The 20,590-nt window shown below is 73.7% G+C and carries 23 protein-coding genes; 19 read left to right on the top strand and 4 right to left on the bottom strand.

All coding sequences use genetic code 11. The features are described from left to right. Positions 1-33 precede the first annotated feature (33 nt). Positions 34-270, top strand: a complete 237-nt coding sequence (locus tag AB2L28_RS04205) for a hypothetical protein (RefSeq protein ID WP_370717477.1) — start codon at positions 34-36, stop codon at positions 268-270. A 166-nt stretch (positions 271-436) separates the two neighbouring features. Further along, positions 437-853, top strand: coding sequence for a nitroreductase family deazaflavin-dependent oxidoreductase (locus tag AB2L28_RS04200; RefSeq protein ID WP_370717476.1), 417 nt, complete (start codon positions 437-439; stop codon positions 851-853). On the opposite strand, the gene AB2L28_RS04195 is transcribed toward AB2L28_RS04200, so the two are convergent. After that, a complete protein-coding gene (locus AB2L28_RS04195; protein ID WP_370717475.1) occupies positions 835-1,227 on the bottom strand; it encodes a VOC family protein in 393 nt (130 codons plus the stop codon). The two genes, AB2L28_RS04200 and AB2L28_RS04195, sit on opposite strands and share 19 nt — an antisense overlap. A 148-nt stretch (positions 1,228-1,375) precedes the next feature. Between AB2L28_RS04195 and AB2L28_RS04190 the strand changes: the two genes are divergently transcribed. After that, entirely contained in the window at positions 1,376-1,597 is a 222-nt protein-coding gene (locus AB2L28_RS04190; RefSeq protein WP_370717474.1) for a hypothetical protein, read from the top strand. A gap of 9 nt (positions 1,598-1,606) precedes the next feature. Here AB2L28_RS04190 and AB2L28_RS04185 read toward each other — a convergent pair whose 3' ends face one another. After that, positions 1,607-2,302, bottom strand: a complete 696-nt coding sequence (locus AB2L28_RS04185) for a DUF4232 domain-containing protein (protein ID WP_370717473.1) — start codon at positions 2,300-2,302, stop codon at positions 1,607-1,609. Positions 2,303-2,441: 139 nt separating this feature from the next. Between AB2L28_RS04185 and AB2L28_RS04180 the strand changes: the two genes are divergently transcribed. The 10 genes from AB2L28_RS04180 to AB2L28_RS04135 all read left to right on the top strand — a co-directional run bounded on the left by AB2L28_RS04180 (position 2,442) and on the right by AB2L28_RS04135 (position 12,560). Next, positions 2,442-3,149 carry a response regulator transcription factor gene (locus tag AB2L28_RS04180; protein ID WP_370717472.1) on the top strand — a complete coding sequence of 236 codons (708 nt, stop codon included), beginning with the start codon at positions 2,442-2,444 and terminating at the stop codon, positions 3,147-3,149. Position 3,150: 1 nt separating this feature from the next. Beyond that, the gene (locus AB2L28_RS04175) at positions 3,151-4,152 is read left to right on the top strand and encodes a sensor histidine kinase (protein WP_370717471.1); all 1,002 of its coding nucleotides are present in this window, start codon (positions 3,151-3,153) and stop codon (positions 4,150-4,152) included. A gap of 272 nt (positions 4,153-4,424) precedes the next feature. Further along, positions 4,425-5,138, top strand: coding sequence for a peptidase (locus AB2L28_RS04170; RefSeq protein ID WP_370717470.1), 714 nt, complete (start codon positions 4,425-4,427; stop codon positions 5,136-5,138). A gap of 74 nt (positions 5,139-5,212) precedes the next feature. After that, on the top strand, positions 5,213-5,428 hold the full coding sequence (locus AB2L28_RS04165) for a hypothetical protein (RefSeq protein WP_370717469.1): 216 nt from the start codon (positions 5,213-5,215) through the stop codon (positions 5,426-5,428). 4 nt (positions 5,429-5,432) lie between these two features. Then, entirely contained in the window at positions 5,433-6,632 is a 1,200-nt protein-coding gene (locus AB2L28_RS04160) for a fumarylacetoacetate hydrolase family protein (RefSeq protein WP_370717468.1), read from the top strand. Positions 6,633-6,693: 61 nt separating this feature from the next. Next, entirely contained in the window at positions 6,694-7,746 is a 1,053-nt protein-coding gene (locus AB2L28_RS04155) for a LacI family DNA-binding transcriptional regulator (RefSeq protein WP_370717467.1), read from the top strand. 100 nt (positions 7,747-7,846) lie between these two features. Beyond that, positions 7,847-8,824: an ABC transporter substrate-binding protein gene (locus AB2L28_RS04150; protein WP_370717466.1), complete on the top strand. Its 978-nt coding sequence runs from the start codon at positions 7,847-7,849 to the stop codon at positions 8,822-8,824. A 39-nt stretch (positions 8,825-8,863) separates the two neighbouring features. After that, complete coding sequence (locus AB2L28_RS04145) at positions 8,864-10,441, top strand: sugar ABC transporter ATP-binding protein (RefSeq protein ID WP_370717465.1); 1,578 nt, start codon at positions 8,864-8,866, stop codon at positions 10,439-10,441. Continuing rightward, entirely contained in the window at positions 10,438-11,508 is a 1,071-nt protein-coding gene (locus tag AB2L28_RS04140) for an ABC transporter permease (protein ID WP_370717464.1), read from the top strand. The genes AB2L28_RS04145 and AB2L28_RS04140 overlap by 4 nt, the downstream gene beginning before the upstream one ends. Further along, positions 11,505-12,560 (top strand): ABC transporter permease subunit, encoded by a 1,056-nt coding sequence (locus tag AB2L28_RS04135; RefSeq protein WP_370717463.1) that lies wholly within the window; start codon positions 11,505-11,507, stop codon positions 12,558-12,560. Before AB2L28_RS04140 ends, AB2L28_RS04135 begins: the two co-directional genes overlap by 4 nt. Here AB2L28_RS04135 and AB2L28_RS04130 read toward each other — a convergent pair. After that, positions 12,557-13,438, bottom strand: a complete 882-nt coding sequence (locus tag AB2L28_RS04130) for a LysR family transcriptional regulator (protein WP_370717462.1) — start codon at positions 13,436-13,438, stop codon at positions 12,557-12,559. The two genes, AB2L28_RS04135 and AB2L28_RS04130, sit on opposite strands and share 4 nt — an antisense overlap. A gap of 79 nt (positions 13,439-13,517) precedes the next feature. Between AB2L28_RS04130 and AB2L28_RS04125 the strand changes: the two genes are divergently transcribed. The 3 genes from AB2L28_RS04125 to AB2L28_RS04115 are packed head-to-tail and all read left to right on the top strand — an operon-like array spanning position 13,518 to position 16,071. Beyond that, positions 13,518-14,732, top strand: coding sequence for a thiolase family protein (locus tag AB2L28_RS04125; protein ID WP_370717461.1), 1,215 nt, complete (start codon positions 13,518-13,520; stop codon positions 14,730-14,732). Then, on the top strand, positions 14,729-15,403 hold the full coding sequence (locus AB2L28_RS04120; protein WP_370717460.1) for a 3-oxoacid CoA-transferase subunit A: 675 nt from the start codon (positions 14,729-14,731) through the stop codon (positions 15,401-15,403). Before AB2L28_RS04125 ends, AB2L28_RS04120 begins: the two co-directional genes overlap by 4 nt. Then, complete coding sequence (locus AB2L28_RS04115) at positions 15,400-16,071, top strand: 3-oxoacid CoA-transferase subunit B (RefSeq protein WP_370717459.1); 672 nt, start codon at positions 15,400-15,402, stop codon at positions 16,069-16,071. The genes AB2L28_RS04120 and AB2L28_RS04115 overlap by 4 nt, the downstream gene beginning before the upstream one ends. A 1-nt stretch (position 16,072) precedes the next feature. On the opposite strand, the gene AB2L28_RS04110 is transcribed toward AB2L28_RS04115, so the two are convergent. After that, the gene (locus tag AB2L28_RS04110; protein WP_370717458.1) at positions 16,073-16,744 is read right to left on the bottom strand and encodes a TetR/AcrR family transcriptional regulator; all 672 of its coding nucleotides are present in this window, start codon (positions 16,742-16,744) and stop codon (positions 16,073-16,075) included. Positions 16,745-16,839: 95 nt separating this feature from the next. On the opposite strand from AB2L28_RS04110, the gene AB2L28_RS04105 reads away from it, so the two are divergent. From AB2L28_RS04105 to AB2L28_RS04095, 3 genes are read left to right on the top strand one after another with little or no spacing between them, the layout of a single operon-like run. After that, the gene (locus AB2L28_RS04105; RefSeq protein ID WP_370717457.1) at positions 16,840-18,201 is read left to right on the top strand and encodes a flavin monoamine oxidase family protein; all 1,362 of its coding nucleotides are present in this window, start codon (positions 16,840-16,842) and stop codon (positions 18,199-18,201) included. Next, positions 18,198-19,070, top strand: coding sequence for a universal stress protein (locus AB2L28_RS04100; RefSeq protein ID WP_370717456.1), 873 nt, complete (start codon positions 18,198-18,200; stop codon positions 19,068-19,070). Before AB2L28_RS04105 ends, AB2L28_RS04100 begins: the two co-directional genes overlap by 4 nt. Then, complete coding sequence (locus tag AB2L28_RS04095; RefSeq protein ID WP_370717455.1) at positions 19,067-20,590, top strand: APC family permease; 1,524 nt, start codon at positions 19,067-19,069, stop codon at positions 20,588-20,590. Before AB2L28_RS04100 ends, AB2L28_RS04095 begins: the two co-directional genes overlap by 4 nt.

Below are 20,590 nucleotides of genomic sequence, written 5' to 3'. Positions count from 1 at the left end.
GGACGACCCGGCGGGGTGCGGTTCGATCGGAGGGTGTCCAGAACCCCCCGCACCGGTGCCCTGCTCCTCGTCGTCGGGATCGTCCTCCTCGTCTCCGGGGTGGCGTTCCACGCGGTGGCGGCCGCGCACCGGCCCTCGGGCCCGGACGGCGGGGACACGTGGACGGTCCTGCTGAACCACGCGGGTCTGCGGGCGGGGGCCTACGGAGCCGTCGTCGCGGGGGCGTTCCTCGCGGTGCGGGGCTGGAACCTCAGACGCCGTCCGGGGTGAGGACGCGAGGCTCAGAGCCCTGCGACATCGGCACCGACGTGGTGGCGGTGGCCCGTGGCGCGGCACCACCGGTCTGCGAGAAGCTGGTGGTCACGGGCGTCGAGGCACAGGTCCTCGAACCGGGCGGGGGAGGCCATGCCCCCGGCACACCACGCGAGGAGGAACGGTGGACTTCAACCAGCAGGTGATCGAGGAGTTCCGCGCCAACGACGGGACGGTGACGACGGCGGGTTTCGGGCGCAGCCTGCTCCTCGTGCACCACACCGGAGCGCGCAGCGGCACCGAGCGGGTCGCCCCGTTGTTCGCCCTCCCCACCGACGGCGGGTGGCTCGTCGCGGCCTCGGCGGCCGGCGCCGACCAGCACCCGGCCTGGTACCACAACCTGCTGTCCCACCCCGACACCGTCGTCGAGCACCCCGACCGGGGTGAGGTCGCCGTCCACGCCGTCGACCTGCAGGGGGAGGACCGGGACGCGGCCTGGGCGCGGTTCGTCGCGGCCAGTCCGGGTTTCGCCGGGTACGAGGCGAAGACCTCGCGCCGCATCCCGGTCCTGGAGCTGAGGGATCAGGCCGGCGGGGCGTAGAACTGCAGGTCGTTGCCCTCGCTGTCCTTGAACGGGGCGATCCGGCCCCACGGGTGCTCGCTGATCTCCCCGGTGAACTGCACGCCCTGACCCCGCAACCGCGAGACCTCCTCGTCGAGGGAGGAGTCGGGGGTGAAGGAGATGACCGCGCCGCCGTCGGCGTGCTTCCCCGTGTCCTCCCGCGCGTTCAGGCCGATGGTCAGGCCCCCGGCCTCGACCTCGCTCCAGTCCCCGGACGTGGAGCGCACCTGCAGGCCCAGCGTCGTGCCGTAGAACTCCACCGCCCTGTCCATGTCGTCCACGGGGACCCACACCGTCGCCACACCGTTCGCCACGTCGACCTCCCAGACCTCCCGGGCCCGGTGCCCGGTCACCCGTCCAGTCTCGGGGCGGTGGCCGGGACCGCACCCCGGGACGCGGCCCGGGCGGTGACGGCGGTGGGCACGGCCACGAGGACCGGGAGGTCGACCACGTCCGCGGCACGACCGTGCGCGGTCGCAGCCGCGCTGAGAAGGTCGAGCGGTGGACGACTACACGGTGTGGAAGGTGTACGCCCCCGCGGGGTTGCTGCTCGTGGGGGCCGGGGTCTGCGTCGTCACCGACGCCGCCGTCCGCCGGGCACGGCGGGGCCGCTGGGTGGCGCGGGGGACCGTCGGCCTGGTGGCGCTGAACGCCGGGCTCAGCGTGTTCGGCGAAGCGGTGAAGCGCCGGGCCCTGCACGACGTCCGCTCACCCGGGCGCTGACCCGCCCCCTCAGGGCCGGCGGTAGGGCGTCTGGGTGATCCTGCCCTGGTCGCACACCGGCCCGGCCGTCCACAGGGCGGGGAGGTCGTCGATCTGGTCGGGCGGGATGACGAGCAGGGCGGTCGGGACGGGCTCGCACGGGCCGTCGGCCGGTTCCCCGACGGCGGTGTTCGGCACGGTCGACCACGACAGGTCCGAGCGGGCGGCGTCCCCCGGCGCCAGCGTCAGGGCGGGCGGGGTCTCGTCCGTGCGCACCTGCCGGGACAGGACCGGTGCGCCGTCGCTGCGGTTCAGGGAGATCCCGCCGAAGCCCCGCAGGTGGCAGGGGGTGCGGCCGAGGTTCGTCAGCGTCAGGACCGCGGCGCCCCGGCCCGTGGGCGCGTCGGCCGGCGCCAGCGCCGCGGCGAGCTGCCCCGTGAGGCAGCGGCCCACCGGGGCGGGGGAGCTGGGCGTGGTCGGCGTGGTGGGGACGGGCGTCGTGGGGGCCGGCGGGGTCGTGGGGGCAGGCGCGGTCGAGGTGGGTGCGGGCGTCGTGGGTGCGGGGCTGCCGGGTCCGGTCGGTGCGGGGGAGGACGTCGTGGTGGTGGGGGCGGACGACGTGGCGGCTCCGACGCTGACCCCGCCCCGGAACGAGCAGCCCACCAGCAGCGCCCCGCTCAGGGCCAGGGCCGCGAACACGGCGGGGCGGGGCACCGGGGGACGCACCCGCCCAGTCTAGGAACCCGCCACGGCGGCTCCTGACCGTCGCCGGCCGGTGTGACGAGACGGGCACACCGGCAACCGTTCCGGCACACCGGGGCCGACGGGGCTGCCCCGCCCGGTGCCGGGCGGGCATCATCGGGGAGTGCCGACCATCCTGCTCGCCGACGACGAGACCGCCATCACGGACAACCTGGCGCCGTTGCTGACGCGGGCGGGTTTCGACGTGGTGGTCGCCCACGACGGTGCGGAGGCGCTGGACCGCGTCCGCGGGCAGGCCCCCGACCTCGTCGTCCTCGACGTGATGATGCCCCGGCTGGACGGCCGTGCGGTGCTGCGCCGGCTGCGGGCGGAGAAGTTCTCCACCCCGGTGATCCTGCTGACGCAGGTGGGGGAGTCCAGCGAGCGGGCGATGGCGCTGGAGGAGGGGGCCGACGACTACCTCAACAAGCCGTTCGACCCCCAGGAGCTGACGGCCCGGATCCGTGCCGTGCTGCGCCGCCGCGACAGCGACCGCACCGGTGGGCCCGGGCAGTTCCAGCGGCTGCGCTCGGGGGCCGTGGTCCTGGACCGCGTCTCGCAGCGCGTCTGGCGCAACGGCAAGGAGGTCGTCCTCACCCCGCGGGCCACCGCTCTGCTCGCCTACCTCATGACCCACCCCGACGAGGTGATGACCCGGGAGCGGCTGCTGGAGGCCGTGTGGGGGTGGACGTTCCAGACCAGCACGCGCTCGGTCGACACCCGCATCGCCGAGCTGCGCCGGGAACTGGAGGAGGACTCCGCCGCGCCGGAACTCATCACGACGGTGCTCGGCTCGGGGTACCGGTTCTCCGGCGCGGTCGAGAAGGGCTGACGTGAGGTCCACCCGTCCCCGGTCCGGCGTGCTGCCGGCCGTCCTCGTCGCGCTGCCCGCGCTGGCCGCGCTCCTGGCCTGGGCGGCCTGGCGCAGCGGCCGCCTCGGCGGCGGAGCGGAGTTCGTGCAGGTGCGCCTGGGGGCGCAGGTGCAGGACTGGGTGCTGACCCTCGGCCTGGTCGTCTCGGTGGCCGCGGCGTTCGTCGTGGCCGTCGTCGCCCGCACCCGGGGCACGCGCCGGCGGGTGGTGCGGGAGTCGGAGGTGGCCGTGCGCGAGCGCGCCACCCGGGACCGGCAACTGCTGCTCGGCCGCCTCGACCACGAGCTGAAGAACCCCCTGACGGCGATCCGGCTCGCGCAGGCGAACGCCGCGGCCGAGGACGCCAGCCCGGAGCAGCGCCGGCGGGGTCTGCGCAGCATCGAGGAACAGGTGCTGCGGCTCAGCCGGCTCACCGCCGACCTGCGCAAGATCGCCGACGTCCAGACGAACCCCCTGACGTTCCGGCCGGTCGACCTCACGGCCCTGCTCGAGGAGGCCGTCGAGGTCGTGGGGGAACAACCCCGGGCGGCCGGGCGCCGCCTCGACCTGGACGTGCCCCGCGCACCGTGGCCGCTGCCGGCGGTCGACGGGGACGGTGACCTGCTGGCCCTGGCGCTGGTGAACCTCGTCGACAACGCGGTGAAGTACACCCCCGAGGGCGGGAACGTCGAGGTGCGGGCCCGGGAGGACTCCACGGGCGTCCTCGTCGAGGTGGCCGACACCGGTCAGGGGATCCCCGCCGAGGACCTCCCGCACGTGTGGGACGAGTTGTTCCGTTCCCCCTCGGCGCGGACGGTGGCGGGCAGCGGGCTCGGTCTCCCCCTGGTCCGCGCCGTCGTCGAACGGCACGGCGGGACGGTCTCGGCCGACAGCCGCGAGGGGCAGGGCACCGTGGTGCGCGTCCACCTGCCGGCGGGGCCGCCCGCGCGGGGCACCGCGGGGAACCCCCTGGGCGAACCGTAGCGAGCACGCGGCCGTGGAAGCCGTGAAGACCGTGGAGGCCGTCCCGTGCGCGCCCTGCGCACCGAGCACCCCCGGGGAGGCCGCCGGCGACGGGACCCTCGCCCGGGCCGTCGTCACCACACCCCCCGGGACCGCGTGTCGATCCCGACACACGGTGTCCCGGAACGGTGTCAGCGCCGACACCCGGGTGCCACACCCGATCCGTAGTTTCGAGGTGTGGCCGCGGGAGCGGCCGCAGACCGAACCGGAAACGCGCTCCTGAGGAGAACCCCATGCGTGGCAAGATGATCGCTGCCGCCGCCGCTCTGCTGACCACCGCCGGTGTCGCCGGCGCCGGGGTCGCGTCGGCCGCCTCGCCGAACATCCCGACCGCGACACCCCTGCACTTCGCCCGTGGCGCCACGTCCACCGACGTCCGGGGGCACGTCGGCGCCGGCGGCGACCGCCGCTACACCTTCCAGGCCCGCGCCGGGCAGACCGCGACGTTCCACCTGGCCCGCAGCACCTCCGCGATGACGTGGACCCTCGTGGGCCCGACCGGCCCGTCGGTGCACGACGCCCACAGCCCCCGCCAGAGCGACTTCACGTACACGCTGCCGGAGTCCGGCACCTACTACGTCGACATCGTCTCCAGCCGCGCCGCGACCTACGACCTGTCCCTGTCGATCCCGGCGACCACCGGGGGGTCCTCGTCGACCATCGCGTTCCCGGCCGGGGGGACCAGGGCCACGGTGGAGGGCACCGGTTCGCACTCCTACACCTTCGGTGCGCGGGCGGGGCAGCGGGCGACCGTGCACTTCACCGACTCCAGCGCCCACGGCGCCTGGACGCTGGTGGCGCCCGACGGGAGCCCGCTGCACACGACGATGACCGAGCAGCAGCGCGACGTGACCGTGCAGCTGCCCGCCACCGGGGACCACCGGCTCGACGTCCAGGCCCCGGCCGGCAGCCGGTACACCCTGACGCTGTCGATCCCGCGCGGCTGACGCCCCGACCGGGTCCGCGCGCGGAGGGGAGGCGCGGACCGGGCCCTGCGACGCACGTCGTGCCGCGGGGATCGGTGGGAGGAGTCGAGGAGGTCCGGCGCGTCCGCCGCCGCCGGCGGGTCCCCGGGGGCACGGTGGAGGGGTGCACCGGCAGGTCGCCGGTGCGGGTGGCGACGGAGGACGGCATGACGGTCGTGGTGGGACGGGCTGAGGACCTCGCGGTCCTGGACGGGGGCGCGCGACGGTGCGAGGGGGACTGCTTCTACTGCTGCGGCCCCGAGACCGACTGACCTCGTGGTCGGCGGGGCGGACGGGGTGCTGGACGGGGTGCTGCCGGCGGGGGCCCTCCTCGTGGGCCGGGTGTGGGACCCGGCGGCCGGGGGACCGCGCGTGGTGGCCGTCGACACGGCCGCACCACCGGGCGGGTCCGGGTGGGGCGTGCACGAGCTGACCGACCGCGAACCCACCGTCTCCGGCCTTCTCGACCGGGACGACCACCTCGCCCTCGTGCGGGACGTGGTGCGCGGGGAGCCGCGGTGGTGGACGGACGACCTGCTGCGGGCGTCCCCGGGTTCCCCGGCGGACGCGCACCTGCTGGCCCCCGTGGACCTGCAGGTCGTCAAGGCGTGCGGGGTGACGTTCGCCGACAGCCTCGCCGAGCGCGTCATCGAGGAGCGCTCGGGCGGGGACCCGGCTCGCGCCGGTGCCGTGCGCGCCGAGGTCGCCGAGGTGCTGGGCGGGACGCTGTCCTCGGTCCGGCCGGGGTCGGCGGAGGCGGCGCGCCTGCGGGAGGTGCTGCGAGCCCGGGGCTGGTGGTCGCAGTACCTGGAGGTGGGGCTCGGGCCCGACCCGGAGGTGTTCACGAAGGCTCCCGTCCTGGCGTCCGTGGGCCACGGCGCGGCGGTCGGCGTCCCGTCCTGGTCGCGCTGGAACAACCCCGAACCCGAACTCGTGCTCGTCGTCACCTCCCGCGGGCAGGTCGTGGGCGCCACCCTCGGCAACGACGTCAACCTGCGCGACGTGGAGGGCCGGTCGGCGCTCCTGCTCGGCCGGGCCAAGGACGCGAACGCCTCCAGCGCCCTGGGTCCGTTCGTGCGCCTCCTCGACGACTCCCTGTCCCTCGACGCCTTGCGCACCATCGAGATCGACCTCGAGGTGCGCGGCGCGGACGGGTTCGTCCTGCGCGGCCGGAACTCCCTGGCGCGCATCAGCCGCCCGTTCGAGGAACTCGTCGCGGCCACGCTCGGGTCGCACCACCAGTACCCCGACGGGTTCGTCCTCTACACGGGCACCCTCTTCGCGCCGACGGCCGACCGGGACGAACCGGGGCAGGGCTTCACCCACCACGTCGGTGACGTCGTGCGGATCTCCTGCCCGGCGCTGGGGACGCTGGAGAACGTCGTCCTCGCGACGGAGGACCTGCCGCCGTGGACGTTCGGGCTGGGGGAGCTGCTGCGTCGCCTCGGTCTTCCCAGGACGGTCACGCCGTCTTAGGATGTGAACGCTCTCAATCCGACGGAGGATCCGATGCCCAGCGCCAGCGGTGGTGCCCGCCGTGGCTGACGCGGAGACCGGGGAGCGGCCGGCCGCCGGCGTGCCGCGCCCGCCGGCCATGAGCGACGTGGCCAAGCTCGCCGGGGTGTCCCACCAGACGGTCTCACGGGTCCTCAACGACCACCCCAACGTCAAGGCCACCACGCGCGAACGCGTCCAGGCGGCGATCGCCGAACTCGGCTACCGCCGCAACGAGGCCGCCCGCGCGCTCGTGACCCGGCGGACGGGTGCGATCGGCGTCATCACGGAGGACTCGCCCCTCTTCGGGCCCACCATGACCCTCATCGCGGTGGAGAACGCCGCCCGCAGCCAGGGCACCTACGTGTCGGTCGCCACCGTCACCCGGTGGGAGGTCGACTCGGTGCGGGCCACGCTGGAGCACTTCCTGGACCAGGGGGTGGACGGGGTGGTCGTCATCGCCTCGCACGACGAGGCGGTGCGCGCCGTGAAGGACTACAGCCGCAGGCTCCCCGTCGTCATGGTCGGCCCGGGTCGGGTGAGCGGCCACATCCACACCGTGGCCGTCGACCAGTACGCCGGTGCGGGTCTCGCCGTCAACCACCTCCTGGACCTCGGGCACCGCGACGTCCTGCACGTGCGCGGCCCGTCGGTGTGGCTGGACGCCCGGGCCCGGGAACGGGGGTGGCTGGACGCGGTGCTGCAGGCGGGACTGCGACCGGGGGACCCGGTGCAGGGCGACTGGACGGCCTCGGCGGGGTTCACCATCGGACGTTCCCTGCTCGGCCGGCGTGAGGACGTCCCCCTGCCGACGGCCGTGTTCACCGCCAACGACCAGCTCGCCCTCGGTCTGCTGCACGCCTTCGCCGACGCCGGGGTGAGCGTGCCGCGGGAGGTGTCGGTCGTGGGGTTCGACGACGTCGAGGGCTCGGAGCACTTCTTCCCGCCGCTGACGACGGTGCGGCCGGACTGGGCGGCCCTGGGCACGCGCTGCCTGGAGCGCATGGCCGCTGCGATCGAGCGCCGGCCGGCCGAGGGCGCCCTCGTCGGGGCGCGCCTCGTCGTGCGCTCCAGCAGCGCCGCGCCGCGACCGTGAGGCGGTCGTTTCCGCCGACCCCTTGACCCCCGATGTTGTGAGCGCTCACAATCTGAGCACCCCGACACCGCAGTCGGTACTCACGCTCGAGGAGGAGCTCATGACGTCTCCCAGGACCACCCGCCGCTCAGTCGTCGCCGCTCTCGGTGTCGCCACCCTCTGGGGTCTCACCGCGTGCGGTGGTGGGGACGCCGCCGGCAGCGAGACCGCCGCCGGCGGGGACACCGTCACCGTCGGCTTCTCCCAGCTGGGGGCCGAGAGCGGGTGGCGCACCGCCAACACCGAGTCGGTGAAGTCCTCGCTCACCGCGGCGAACGGATTCGACCTGAAGTTCGTCGACGCCCAGCAGAAGCAGGAGAACCAGATCAAGGCGCTGCGCGACTTCGTCGCCCAGGACGTCGACGTCATCGCGTTCTCCCCGGTCATCGAGACCGGCTGGGACGAGGTGCTGCAAGAGATCAAGGACTCCGGCATCCCGGTCGTCCTCGTCGACCGGACGGTCGACACGTCGGTCGAGGACCCGTACGCGACGTGGATCGGGGCGGACTTCGAGCAGGAAGGGAAGACGGCCGGGGAGTGGGTCGCGAAGAACGCACCCGACGCCAAGGTGTTCGAGCTCCAGGGCACCCTCGGCTCCGGTGCGCAGGTCGACCGCGAGAAGGGGTTCGACGGCGTCGTCGGTAAGCAGGTCGTCGGCAAGGCCAGCGGGAACTTCACCCGCGCGGAGGGCAAGACGGCCGTCGAGGCCGCCCTGCAGACCTACCCCGAGACCAACCTCATCTTCACCCACAACGACGACATGGGTCTGGGGGCCGTCGAGGCCATCGAGGCCGCCGGCAAGGTGCCGGGCAAGGACGTCAAGATCGTCTCGGTCGACGGCGTGCGCGACGGGTTGCAGGCCCTCGTCGACGGCAAGTTCAACTACGTCGTGGAGTGCAACCCCGTGTTCGGCGACCAGCTCGCGACGCTCGTCGCGGACGTCGCCGCGGGCGAGGACGTGCCCACGGAGACCATCGTCCAGGACGCGTCCTTCGACCAGACGACGACCCAGGCCGACGTGGACGCCCGGAAGTACTGACCACCGACCTGACGTCACCGGAAGGGCTGTGCTGCAGCGATGTCCGACACGACGAACACCCGACGGCCGGGTGACCCGGCCACAGCCCCGCCGGACGCGGTCGTCCGCATGACCGGCATCACCATCACGTTCCCCGGGGTCAAGGCCCTCGACGGCGTGGACCTCGTCCTGCGGCGCGGGGAGGTCCACGCGCTGATGGGCGAGAACGGGGCTGGCAAGTCCACCCTCATCAAGGCGCTCACCGGCGTCCACCGCATCGACCACGGGGGCATCTCGGTCGAGGGTCGCGAGGTCGGGTTCACCAGCCCGAGCCAGGCCCAGGCCGCGGGGATCAGCACCGTGTACCAGGAGGTCAACCTCTGCCCGAACCTCACCGTCGCCGAGAACGTCATGCTGGGCCACGAGCTGCGCCGCGGGCCGTTCATCGACTGGCCCGCGACGCGCCGCGCAGCCCGGGGTTTCCTGCAGCGGCTCAGCCTCGACGTCGACGTCCGCTCGCAACTGTCCTCCCACAGCATCGCCGTCCAGCAGTTGTGCGCCATCGCCCGCGCACTGGTCGTGGACGCCAAGGTCCTGGTGCTGGACGAACCCACGTCGAGCCTGGACCGGGCCGAGGTGGCCGAACTGTTCCGCGTCGTGCGCCGGTTGCGCGACGAGGGGGTGGCCATCCTCTTCGTCTCGCACTTCCTCGAGCAGGTCTACGACCTGTCCGACCGCATGACGGTCCTGCGCAACGGACGCTTCGTCGGGGAGTTCGTGACGGCCGACCTCCCGCGCCGTGAACTCGTGGCGCACATGATCGGCCGCTCCGGGGCGGCCCTGGCCGGGATCGAGGAGCAGACCCGTCGGGCCATCACCCCGCACTCCTCGCGCGAGACCCCGCTGCTGACGGCCCTCGGGCTCGGCCGCGACGGTGCCGTGGAACCCTTCGACCTCTCGCTGTACCCCGGCGAGATCGTCGGGCTCGCCGGACTGCTGGGATCGGGCCGTTCGGAGCTGGCGCGCCTGCTGGTGGGGGCCGACCGCCCCGACCGCGGCGAGCTGTCCCTCGACGAGCGCCCGGTCAAGCTGGCGACCCCGCTGGCCGCGCTGCGCAGGCACCTGGCGATGTCGAGCGAGGACCGCAAGAGGGAGGGCATCATCGGCGACCTCACGGTCCGCGAGAACATCGCCCTGGCCCTGCAGGCCGGCCGGGGGCCGTGGCGGCGCATCCCGCGCCGTGAGCTCGACGAGATCGTGCAGAAGTACGTCGTCGTGCTGAACATCAACCCGCCGAACCCCAACGCGCTCATCCGCAACCTCTCCGGCGGCAACCAGCAGAAGGTCCTGCTGGCGCGGTGGCTGGCGACGGCGCCGCGGTTGCTCGTCCTCGACGAGCCGACGCGCGGCATCGACATCGGTGCCAAGACCGAGATCCAGCGCCTCGTCGCCGACCTCGCCGCCGACGGCATGTCCATCGTCTTCGTCTCCTCCGAGCTGGAGGAGGTGCTGCGGCTGAGCCAGCGCATCGTCGTCATGCGCGACCGGCACAAGGTCGCCGAGATCACCAACGACGCGTCGGTCACCACCGACACCGTCCTCGAAGCCATCGCGAACTCGGAGGTGAGGGCGTCGTGAACGCGTCCGCCCGCGGCACGAACCCGGTGACGCTGTTCCAGCGCGTCTCCCAGCACGGCCTGCTGTGGCCGGTGCTCGCGCTCGTCGTCCTGCTGCTGGCCTGCGGGCTGAAGAGCCCGGGGTTCCTCGACGTCGCCACCCGCGACGGGAACCTCTACGGCCAGCTCGTCGACCTGCTGCGCAACAGCGCGACCCCGCTGCTGCTGGCCCTGGGCATGTGCCTGGTCATCGCCACGGGCGGGATCGACCTGTCCGTCGGTGCGGTCATGGCGATCTCCCTGGCCGTCTCCCTCACCCACCTCGACGGCGTCGCGGACCCGTCGGCCCCCGGCGCGGTCGCGACCGCCGTGGTGACGGGTCTGGCGCTCGGGGTCCTCATCGGGGCGTTCAACGGGTTCATGGTGACGGCGCTGGGGATCCAGCCGTTCATCGCGACGATGATCCTCATGGTGGCCGGGCGCGGGATCGCCATGCTCATCACCAAGGGGCAGATCACCACCGTCACCAGCCCGCCGTTCAAGGCCATCGGTTCCGGTTTCGTCCTCGGGGTGCCGGTGCCCGTCGTCGTCGCCGGGGCCGTGTTCGTCCTCCTGGCGCTCGCCGTGCGGCGCACCGCCCTCGGCATGTTCCTGGAGGCGGTCGGCACCAACCGCGAGGCCAGCCGACTGGCGGGCGTGGGGGCCCGGTCCACGACGTGGGTCGTCTACGTCCTCGCCGGCCTGCTCGCCGCCCTGGCCGGCATCGTCTACGGCGCACCGACGATGGCGGCCGACGCCAACAACATCGGCCTGCTGAAGGAACTGGACGCCATCATGGTCGTCGTCCTCGGCGGTACCCGCCTGGACGGCGGACGGTTCCACCTCGGTGGGCTCGTCGTGGGGGCGCTGCTGCTGTCGACGCTGGAACGTGCGGTCATCGTGTTCGAACTGCCCAGCCAGACCACCCCGCTGTTCAAGGCGCTGGTCCTCATCGCGGTGTGCGTCGCGGCCTCCCCGGCGCTGCGCTCGCTGGTGCGCGCCCGGCCGCCGCGCGCGCGCCGGCCCGTGCCGGTGGAGGTGGCGGCATGAGCACCGGACTGTCCCCGCAGGTGCCGACGGGCGCACCGCCGCGGCCGGGTCCCCGTCGCGTCCGCGCCCTCGTGGACCGCGTCGACCGCCGCTTCCTGCCGGTCGTCGGCACCCTCGTCACCCTCGTGGTCATGCTGGGCGTCGGGCAGCAGCGCTACAGCACCGCTCGCAGCGACTTCCTCAGCATGCGGCTCCTGTCGAACCTGCTGCTGGACAACTCCTACCTGCTCGTCCTGGCCGTGGGCATGACCTTCGTCGTCCTGGCCGGGGGCATCGACCTGTCGGTCGGGGCCGTCGTGGCCCTCGTGGGGCTGGTGACGGCGAAGTTGTTCACGGCGGGAGCACCGCTGCCGGTGGTGCTCGTCCTCGGCGTCCTCATCGGGACGTGCTGCGGCCTGATCATCGGCGTCATGGTGCAGGTGTTCGACATCCAGCCGTTCATCGCCTCGCTCGCCGTCATGTTCCTCGCCCGCGGTCTGGCGAACGTCGTCAGCACGAACTCCCTGAAGATCGACGACCCGGGGTTCTCGGCGCTGGCCTCCTGGAGCCTGAAGTTCGGGGAGGGCCGGGAGAGCTGGCGCGTCAACGCCAGCATGCTCGTGGCGGTCGGCGTCCTGCTCCTGGCCGTCTACGTCCTGCACTACACGCGCTTCGGTCGGACGGTCTACGGGCTGGGCGCGGGGGACCGCGGCGTGGCCGTGGAACTCATGGGGCTGCGGCCCGCGCGGACCCGCATCGGCGTGTACGTCGTCTCCGGCACCTGCGCGGGCGTCGCCGGCATCCTCTTCGCCCTCTACACCAAGTCGGGTTTCAACCTGACCGGGATCGGGATGGAGCTGGACGCCATCGCCGCCGTCGTCATCGGTGGGACCCTGCTGTCCGGGGGCGTCGGCTTCGTCCTGGGGACCGGCGCCGGGGTGCTCGTCTACGGCCTCATCCAGGTGCTCATCGTGCGCGAGGGCCTGGACTCGTGGTGGACCCGGGTGTTCATCGGGGCCGTGCTGCTGGCGTTCGTCGTCCTGCAGAAGGTCATCGCCGGTCGACGGCGCTAGCTGGGCCGGTCGTCGTGCCAGAGGGCGAGGAACCGGGCGACCGGCGGGTGGTCCCGGTCCTCGCGCCACGAGGCGACGAGCTCCAGGCCGGGGGCGGGACCGGTGAACGGGCGGTACTCGACGGCGTCCGGGCGCAACCCCGTCGTGGATGCCGGGACGACCGCGCAGCCGAGGCCGGCGGCCACGAGCGCGACCATCGTCTGCACCATCCACAGGTCGTCCTGGACGACCCGGACGGGGACGCCCGCGAGCAGCGCCGACGTCCGCTCGCGCAGACCGTCGTCGCCGTGCCGGGCCGGCAGCAGGAGCGGTTCGTGCTCCAGCTCGCCCACCGCGACCGCGGGGACGCCGGCCAGCCGGTGGCCGCGGGGGACGGCCAGCACGAGGGGTTCGCGCCCGAGCACCTGCGAGGCCAGCGCCGGGCCGTCCGCGAGGGCGTAGAGGAGGACGACGTCGAGGTCGTCGAGGTCGAGTCGGCGCAGCAGCTCGCCGGGTCGTCCCTCGACGAGGGCCACGTCCAGGCCGGGCAGCTCGCTGCGCACGCGGCGCAGCACGTCCGGCAGGCCGCCCGCGACGGCCGAGGGCACCAGCCCCACCCGCAGCCGTCCGGTGCTGCCGTCGCGCGCCTGCCGGGCCGTGACGGGCAGCCGGTCGTAGGCGGCGAGCAGGCGCCGGACCTCCGGCAGGAGCGCCCGCCCGGCGGCGGTGAGGACCGGGGTGCGGCCCGCGCGGTCGAACAGTTCCGCTCCGAGTTCGCGTTCGAGGGCGCGGACCTGGCTCGACAGCGGTGGCTGGGCCATGTGCAGCGCGCGGGCGGCGGCCGTGAACGACTGCTGCTCGGCGACCGCGACGAAGTACTCGAGCCGGCGCAGGGTCACGGCCCCATACTCCCGGAGTACCGGACCGCTCTGCAACGGATGTTGGACGTATGGGTGGGGGGAGGGTCAGGCTGGGGCCGTGGCTCACCCCGAGGCGTTCGTCTACGACGCCGTCCGCACCCCCTTCGGCAAGTTCGGGGGTGCGCTCGCGCAGACCCGCCCCGACGACCTGGCCGCCGCCGTCGTCCGCGCCACCCTCGACCGTTCCCCGCAGCTGGCCGCCGAGGCCGTCGACGAGGTGGTCCTGGGCCTGGCCAACGGCGCCGGGGAGGACAACCGCAACGTCGCCCGCATGGCCGTCCTGCTCGCCGGGATGCCGACCTCGGTGCCCGGCAGCACCGTCAACCGGCTCTGCGGGTCCGGCCTCGACGCGCTGTTCACCGGCTCCCGCGCCCTGGAGACCGGGGACGCGCAGGTCGTGCTGACCGGCGGCGTGGAGTCGATGTCGCGGGCCCCGTGGGTGCTGCCCAAACCCTCCCGCGCCTTCCCCGCCGGTGACGTCACCGCGGTGTCCACCACGCTCGGCTGGCGGCTGGTGAACCCGCGGATGCCGACGGAGTGGACGGTCAGCCTCGGCGCCGCCAACGAGCTGCTGCAACGGAAGTTCGGCATCTCCCGCACGCGTCAGGACGAGTTCGCGGTCCGCTCGCACGAACGGGCCGCAGCGGCGTGGGCCGACGGGTTCTACGACGACCTCGTCGTCCCGGTCGGGGGCCGCGACGGCGAGGTGACCGGGGACGAGGGGATCCGTCCCGGGACGACGGTCGAACGCCTCGCCGGGCTGCAGCCCGCGTTCGACCCCCAGGGGACCATCACGGCCGGGAACGCCTCGCCGTTGTCCGACGGGGCCTCCGCCGTGCTGCTCGGGACCGCGGAGGCGGCGGCCACGATCGGGCACGACCCGCTGGCCCGCGTCGCCGGCCGCGGGACGTTCGCCCTGGACCCGCAGGACTTCGGGTTCGCCCCCGTCCAGGCGGGCGACCGCGCGCTGGCCCGGGCCGGGATCGGCTGGGACGCCGTGGGGGCCGTGGAGCTCAACGAGGCGTTCGCGGTGCAGTCGCTCGCCTGCGTCGACGCCTGGGGCGTCGACCCCGGGATCGTCAACACCCGCGGCGGGGCGATCGCCCTGGGGCACCCGCTGGGGGCCTCGGGGGGACGGGTCGTGGGGACCCTCGCGGCGCGGCTGCGGGCCGAGCGGGTGCGCTGGGGCGTGGCCGCCATCTGCATCGGCGTCGGGCAGGGGCTCGCCGTCGTCCTGGAGAACACCGACGCGCAGGAGGCGGGAGTCCGTTGAGCCGCACCCGGTTCCTCGACGACGCCGACGCGGCGGTCGCCGGTGTGGTCGACGGGTCCACCGTCCTCATCGGGGGGTTCGGTGCGGCCGGGCAACCCGTCGAACTCATCGACGCCCTGCTGCGGCAGGGCGCGAGGGACCTCACGGTCGTCAACAACAACGCCGGGAACGGGGACGTCGGCCTCGCCGCCCTGCTGGCGGCCGGGCGCGTGCGCAAGATCGTCTGCTCGTTCCCGCGGCAGAGCGACTCGTGGGTCTTCGACGAGCTGTACCGGGCCGGCCGGATCGAACTGGAACTGGTGCCGCAGGGCACGCTGGCCGAACGGCTGCGGGCCGCCGGGGCCGGCATCGGGGCGTTCTACTGCCCGACCGGCGCCGGCACGCCGCTGGCCGAGGGGAAGGAGACCCGCGTGATCGACGGGCGCGAGCACCTGCTGGAGTTCCCGATCCACGGGGACGTGGCGCTCGTCAAGGCGCACCTCGCCGACGAGTTCGGGAACCTCGTGTACCGCAAGACGGCCCGGAACTTCGGCCCGGTCATGGCGGCGGCCGCGCGCACGAGCGTCGTGCAGGTCTCCGACGTCGTGCCGACCGGTGGGCTGGACCCGGAGGTCGTCGTGACACCGGCGATCCACGTCGACCGCGTCGTGCGCGTGGGGGTGGCGGCGTGAACCTCGAACGCACCGTCGAGCACACCGACCGCGGGCCGCTGTCGAAGGACGAGCTCGCCGCGCGCGTGGCCCGGGACATCCCCGACGGCGCGTACGTGAACCTCGGCATCGGCCGGCCGACCCTCGTCGCCGACCACCTGACCCCGGAGTCCGGGGTCGTCCTGCACACCGAGAACGGGATGCTCGGCATGGGCCGGGCGGCCGTCGGGGACGAGATCGACCCCGACCTCGTCAACGCCGGGAAGATCCCCGTGGTCGAGACCCCGGGGGCCTCGTACTTCCACCACGCCGACAGCTTCGCCATGATGCGCGGCGGTCACCTCGACGTCTGCGTCCTCGGCGCCTACCAGGTCGCCGTCAACGGCGACCTCGCCAACTGGCACACCGGCGCCCCCGACGCGATCCCGGCGGTCGGCGGGGCGATGGACCTGGCGACGGGGGCGAAGGCCGTGTTCGTCGTCATGCCGCTGCTCGGGCGCGACAGCTCCCCCAAGCTCGTCCCGACCTGCACCTACCCCCTCACCGGGGTGCGGTGCGTGTCACGGATCTACAGCGAGGACGCCGTCGTGTCCCTGGCCGGCGGTGAGGCCGTCGTGGAGGAGACGTGGGGGACGACCGTCGCCGAGCTGCGCGAGCGGCTGCCCGGCCTGGTGCTGCGGGAGCGCTGAATCAGCTCGGCGAGCGGAGCAGGTCGCGCAACCCCGCCAGCAACGCCGCCAGGCCCAGCTCGAACGCCGCCCGTGCCGTGTCCCCCGCCGGCCGGGCGGCGTTGGCCGTCGTGAACCCCGGGGCGCTGGGGGCGAGGTCGCCCGGGTCGAAGATGTCCGCGGGGGCCTGGGTGTCCAGGGCCGAGCCGAGCGCGAACGACTCCACGGCCACGACGACGTTCGTCACGAGGTGCGCGGGCCAGCCCGCCGACAGCAACCCGGAACTCACCCGTTCGTACATCGCGACGGTGTGGGGGGCGCTGCGCACCGGTGTCACCGCCATCACCGGGACGAGCGCGGGGTGGCGCTCGTAGGCGTCGCGGTAGGACCGGGCCCACGCCGCCAGGGCCTCCTCCCACGGCAGCCGGCCGAACCCCGAGCAGTCGATGCCCCGGTTGACGGCGTCCTGGACCGCGCGCAGCACGTCCTGCTTGGTGGCGACGTGGTTGTAGAGGGCGCTGGGGGCCACCCCGAGACGGCGGGCGAGCGCCGCCATCGTCAGGCCGTCCTGGCCCCGCTCCTCCAGGAGGGCGACGGCCGCCGCGGTGATGCCGTCCGTGGTGAGGACCGGGCTGCTGGGGCGTCCACGACCCCGGCGCGGGGCGGGGGAGGCGGCGGCGGGCACGGGGCCCATCTTGAACCACGCCCTTGACACGGGCCCGGTGCGACCTCTTAATGAAGCCTGTTCACTTCCAGGCAGTCACCGTCGATCCGGACCCGGGAGGTCCCGTGAATCCCCGAGAGCTGACCGCGGACGTGGTGGTCGTCGGCGCCGGACCGGCCGGGCTGAACGCCGCCCGCCACCTCGCCGCCGCCGGGCACGACGTCGTCGTCCTGGAGGCGCGCGACCGCGTGGGCGGTCGCACCTGGACCGACGAGCGCGGCGGGGTGACCCTGGAGATCGGCGGCCAGTGGGTCTCCCCGGACCAGACCGAGCTGCTCGGCCTGCTCGACGAGCTGGGCATGGAGACGTACCCCCGCTACCGCGACGGGGAGAACGTCCACGTCGGCGCCGACGGGGTCCGCCGCCGCTACCGCGGCGACACGTTCCCCGTCCCGGACTCCACCGCCAAGGAGATCGCCCGGCTCACCGAGCTCGTGGACGACCTCGTGGCCGCCGTCGGGGCCACTGAGCCCTGGGCGCACCCGCGGGCCCGCGAGCTCGACACGATCTCCTTCGGGGACTGGTTGCGCCGGCAGTCCGACGACGAGGAGGCGTGCACGACGATCGCGCTGTTCATCGCCGGCGCCATGCTCACCAAGCCCGCGCACGCGTTCTCGACGCTGCAGGCCGTCCTCATGGCCGCCTCGGCCGGGTCCTTCACGAACCTCACCGACGAGTGCTTCATCCTCGACCGCCGCGTCGTCGGCGGGATGCAGTCGGTGTCCGAACGACTGGCCGCCGAGCTCGGCGACCGGGTCCACCTCGCCACCCCGGTCCGCACGGTCCGGCACGGGGACGGGGGTGTCGTCGTGGAGTCCGACCGCGTCACCGTCCGCGCCCAGCGCGTCGTGGTGGCCGTCCCGCCGCCGCTGTTCTCCCGCATCAGCTACGACCCGCCGCTGCCGCGACGTCAGCACCAGATGCACCAGCACCTGTCGATGGGCCTGGTCATCAAGGTGCACGCCACGTACGCGAGGCCGTTCTGGCGGCACGACGGCCTGTCCGGCACCGGGTTCGGCACCTCCACGCTCGTGCAGGAGGTGTACGACAACACGATCCACGGCGACGACCGCGGAACCCTCGTCGCGTTCGTGGCCGACGAGAAGGCCGACGCGGTGTTCGCGCTGCCCGAGGCCGAGCGCCGGGCGGAGATCCTCGCCTCGATCGCGCAGTTCCTCGGCGAGCAGGCCCTGGAGCCGATCGCCTACTACGAGTCCGACTGGGCCAGCGAGGAGTGGACGCGCGGCGCCTACGCCGCCAGCTTCGACCTCGGCGGCCTCGCCCGCTACGGCGCCGACCAGCGCACGCCCGTCGGCCGCATCCACTGGGCGTGCTCGGACCTGGCCGCCGAGGGGTACCAGCACGTCGACGGCGCCCTGCGCTCCGGCCGGGCCGCCGCCGCCGACATCACCGCGGCCCTCGCGTGAGCACCGACGGGAGCGACGGGGACCGGCCCCGGTACGTCGTCGCCTACGACGGCGGCGACCGCGGCCGCGACGCCCTGCGCTGGTCGGCCGTCCTGGCCCGCTCGCTCGACGTCGGCCTCGACGTCGTGGTCGTCGTCCGCAGCGACGACCCGTTCAGCGGCGCCTACCCGCCCGTCGGGGACGTCACCGGCGTCATCGCCGAGCAGGCCCGCGGCTGGGCCGACGAGGCGCTCGCGGCCATCGGTCCCGGCGTCGACGTGCGCGCCGACGTCCGCACCGCCGGGTCCGTCGCGGAAGGACTGCTCGACGCGGCCACGCAGACGGGTGCGGCCGCCGTCGTCGTCGGCGCCGACGGGGGAGTCAACCCGCTCGGCGTCGGATCGATCGCCCGGGCGCTGCTGCACGCCTCGCCCGTGCCCGTCGTCCTCGTGCCCCGGCGCGAGACCCCCGAACGGGTGGACCACCTCTACGTCGCGGTGGGCACCCGCCCCGGAGCGGCCGCGGTCCTGACCGAGGCGTGGCAGGCTGCGTCCAGGACCGGCCTTCCCCTGCACGTCGTGAACCTCGTCGACGTGGACGAGAGCTCCGGGGCGGACCAGGACGCGACGGCCAGGGTGCAGGCGCTGGTCCAGGACGTGCGGACGCGCTCGGCGGCCGCGCAGGTGAGCGTGGAGATGGGGCGAGGACGCACCGTGGCAGAAGCAGTGGGTTCCATCGACTGGGCGGCAGGCGGTCTGCTGGTCCTCGGGTCCTCCCGGTTGGCGGCGGGCCGGCAGACGTTCCTCGGGCCGACGGCCGCGCGCATCCTGCGCCACGTCCCCGTCCCCGTCGTGGTCGTGCCGCGCGAGGCGCCGGGGAGCCGGTCGTGACCGCGGCGGCCGAGGGCGGGACCCGGGAGACCCGCGAGGCCAAGGGCCTCGGCGGTGGTCAGGTCGGCCTGCTCGGCGCCGTCGTCATCGGCGTCTCGACGATCGCCCCCGCGTACACCCTCACCGGGGCCCTGGGACCGACGGCCTCGGCCGTCGGCGACCACCTGCCCGCGATCTTCATCGTGGGTTTCGTCCCCATGCTCCTCGTCGCCCTGGGGTACCGGGCGCTGAACTCGGCCATGCCCGACGCCGGCACGACGTTCACCTGGGGGTCACGGGCGTTCGGCCCCTGGATCGGCTGGATGGGCGGGTGGGGCCTGCTCGCCGCGACCATCCTCGTCCTGTCCAACCTCGCCGGCATCGCCGTCGACTTCTTCTACCTCATGCTCTCCCAGCTCACCGGGAACGACGGTATCGCCGACCTCGCGGCGAACGTCCCCGTCAACGTCGCCACCTGCCTGGTGTTCATGGCACTGGCCTGCTGGGTGTCCTACCGCGGTCTCGAGGCGACCAAGGTCGTCCAGTACGTGCTCGTGGGTTTCCAGTTCCTCATCCTCGGGTGGTTCGCGGTCGCCGCGTTCTCCCGGGTCGCGGGCGGGTCGGCCCCCGCCGGTCTCAACATCGATCCCGGCTGGTTCAACCCGCTCGGCGTCGAGTCGTTCTCCGCGTTCGCCGCGGGGATCTCCCTGTCCGTGTTCATCTACTGGGGGTGGGACGTCGTCCTGACGATGAACGAGGAGACGCAGGGCGAACGGACCACCCCCGGCCGGGCCGCGCTGTCGACCATCGCCGTCATCGTCGTCCTCTACCTCACCATCGCCCTCGCCGTCCTGTCGTTCTCCGGCACCGGCGACGGCGAGCTGGGCATGGGCAACGCCGACATCCAGGAGAACATCTTCGCGGCGCTCGCCGGTCCGGTCATGGGGCCCTTCGCGGTCCTCATGTCGCTGTGCGTCCTGGCCTCCTCCGCGGCCTCCCTGCAGTCCACCTTCATCTCCCCGGCCCGGACCATGCTGGCCATGGGGCACTACGGCGCGCTGCCCCCGCAGTACGCCCGGGTGAGCCGGCGGTTCCAGTCACCCGGTCACGCGACCGTCGTGGCCGCCGTCGTCGCCTCGGCCTTCTACGCCGTGATGCGCGTGGTGTCGGTGAACGTCCTGTCCGACACCATCACCGCCCTCGGGATGATGGTCTGCTTCTACTACGGGGTCACCGCCCTGGCCTGCGTCTGGTACTTCCGGGGCAGTTGGGGCGGGAACGCCAAGGCGTTCCTCACGACGTTCCTCGCACCCCTGGTCGGCGGGTTGCTGCTCCTCGTCTTCTTCGTGCAGACGGCCGTGGACTCGATGGACCCCTCCTACGGGTCCGGGTCGGAGATCGGCGGCGTCGGGCTCGTCTTCATCCTCGGGGTCGGTGTCCTGGGTCTCGGCCTGGTCGTCATGGCGGTGCAGTACGCACGCAGGCCCGGGTTCTTCCGCGGGGAGTCCATCACCGTGGGACGCAGCACGACCGACGCCTGA

It is taken from the genome of Kineococcus mangrovi, from assembly GCF_041320705.1.
GTDB lineage: Bacteria > Actinomycetota > Actinomycetes > Actinomycetales > Kineococcaceae > Kineococcus > Kineococcus mangrovi.
This window is presented reverse-complemented; position numbering and strand designations above follow the sequence as displayed.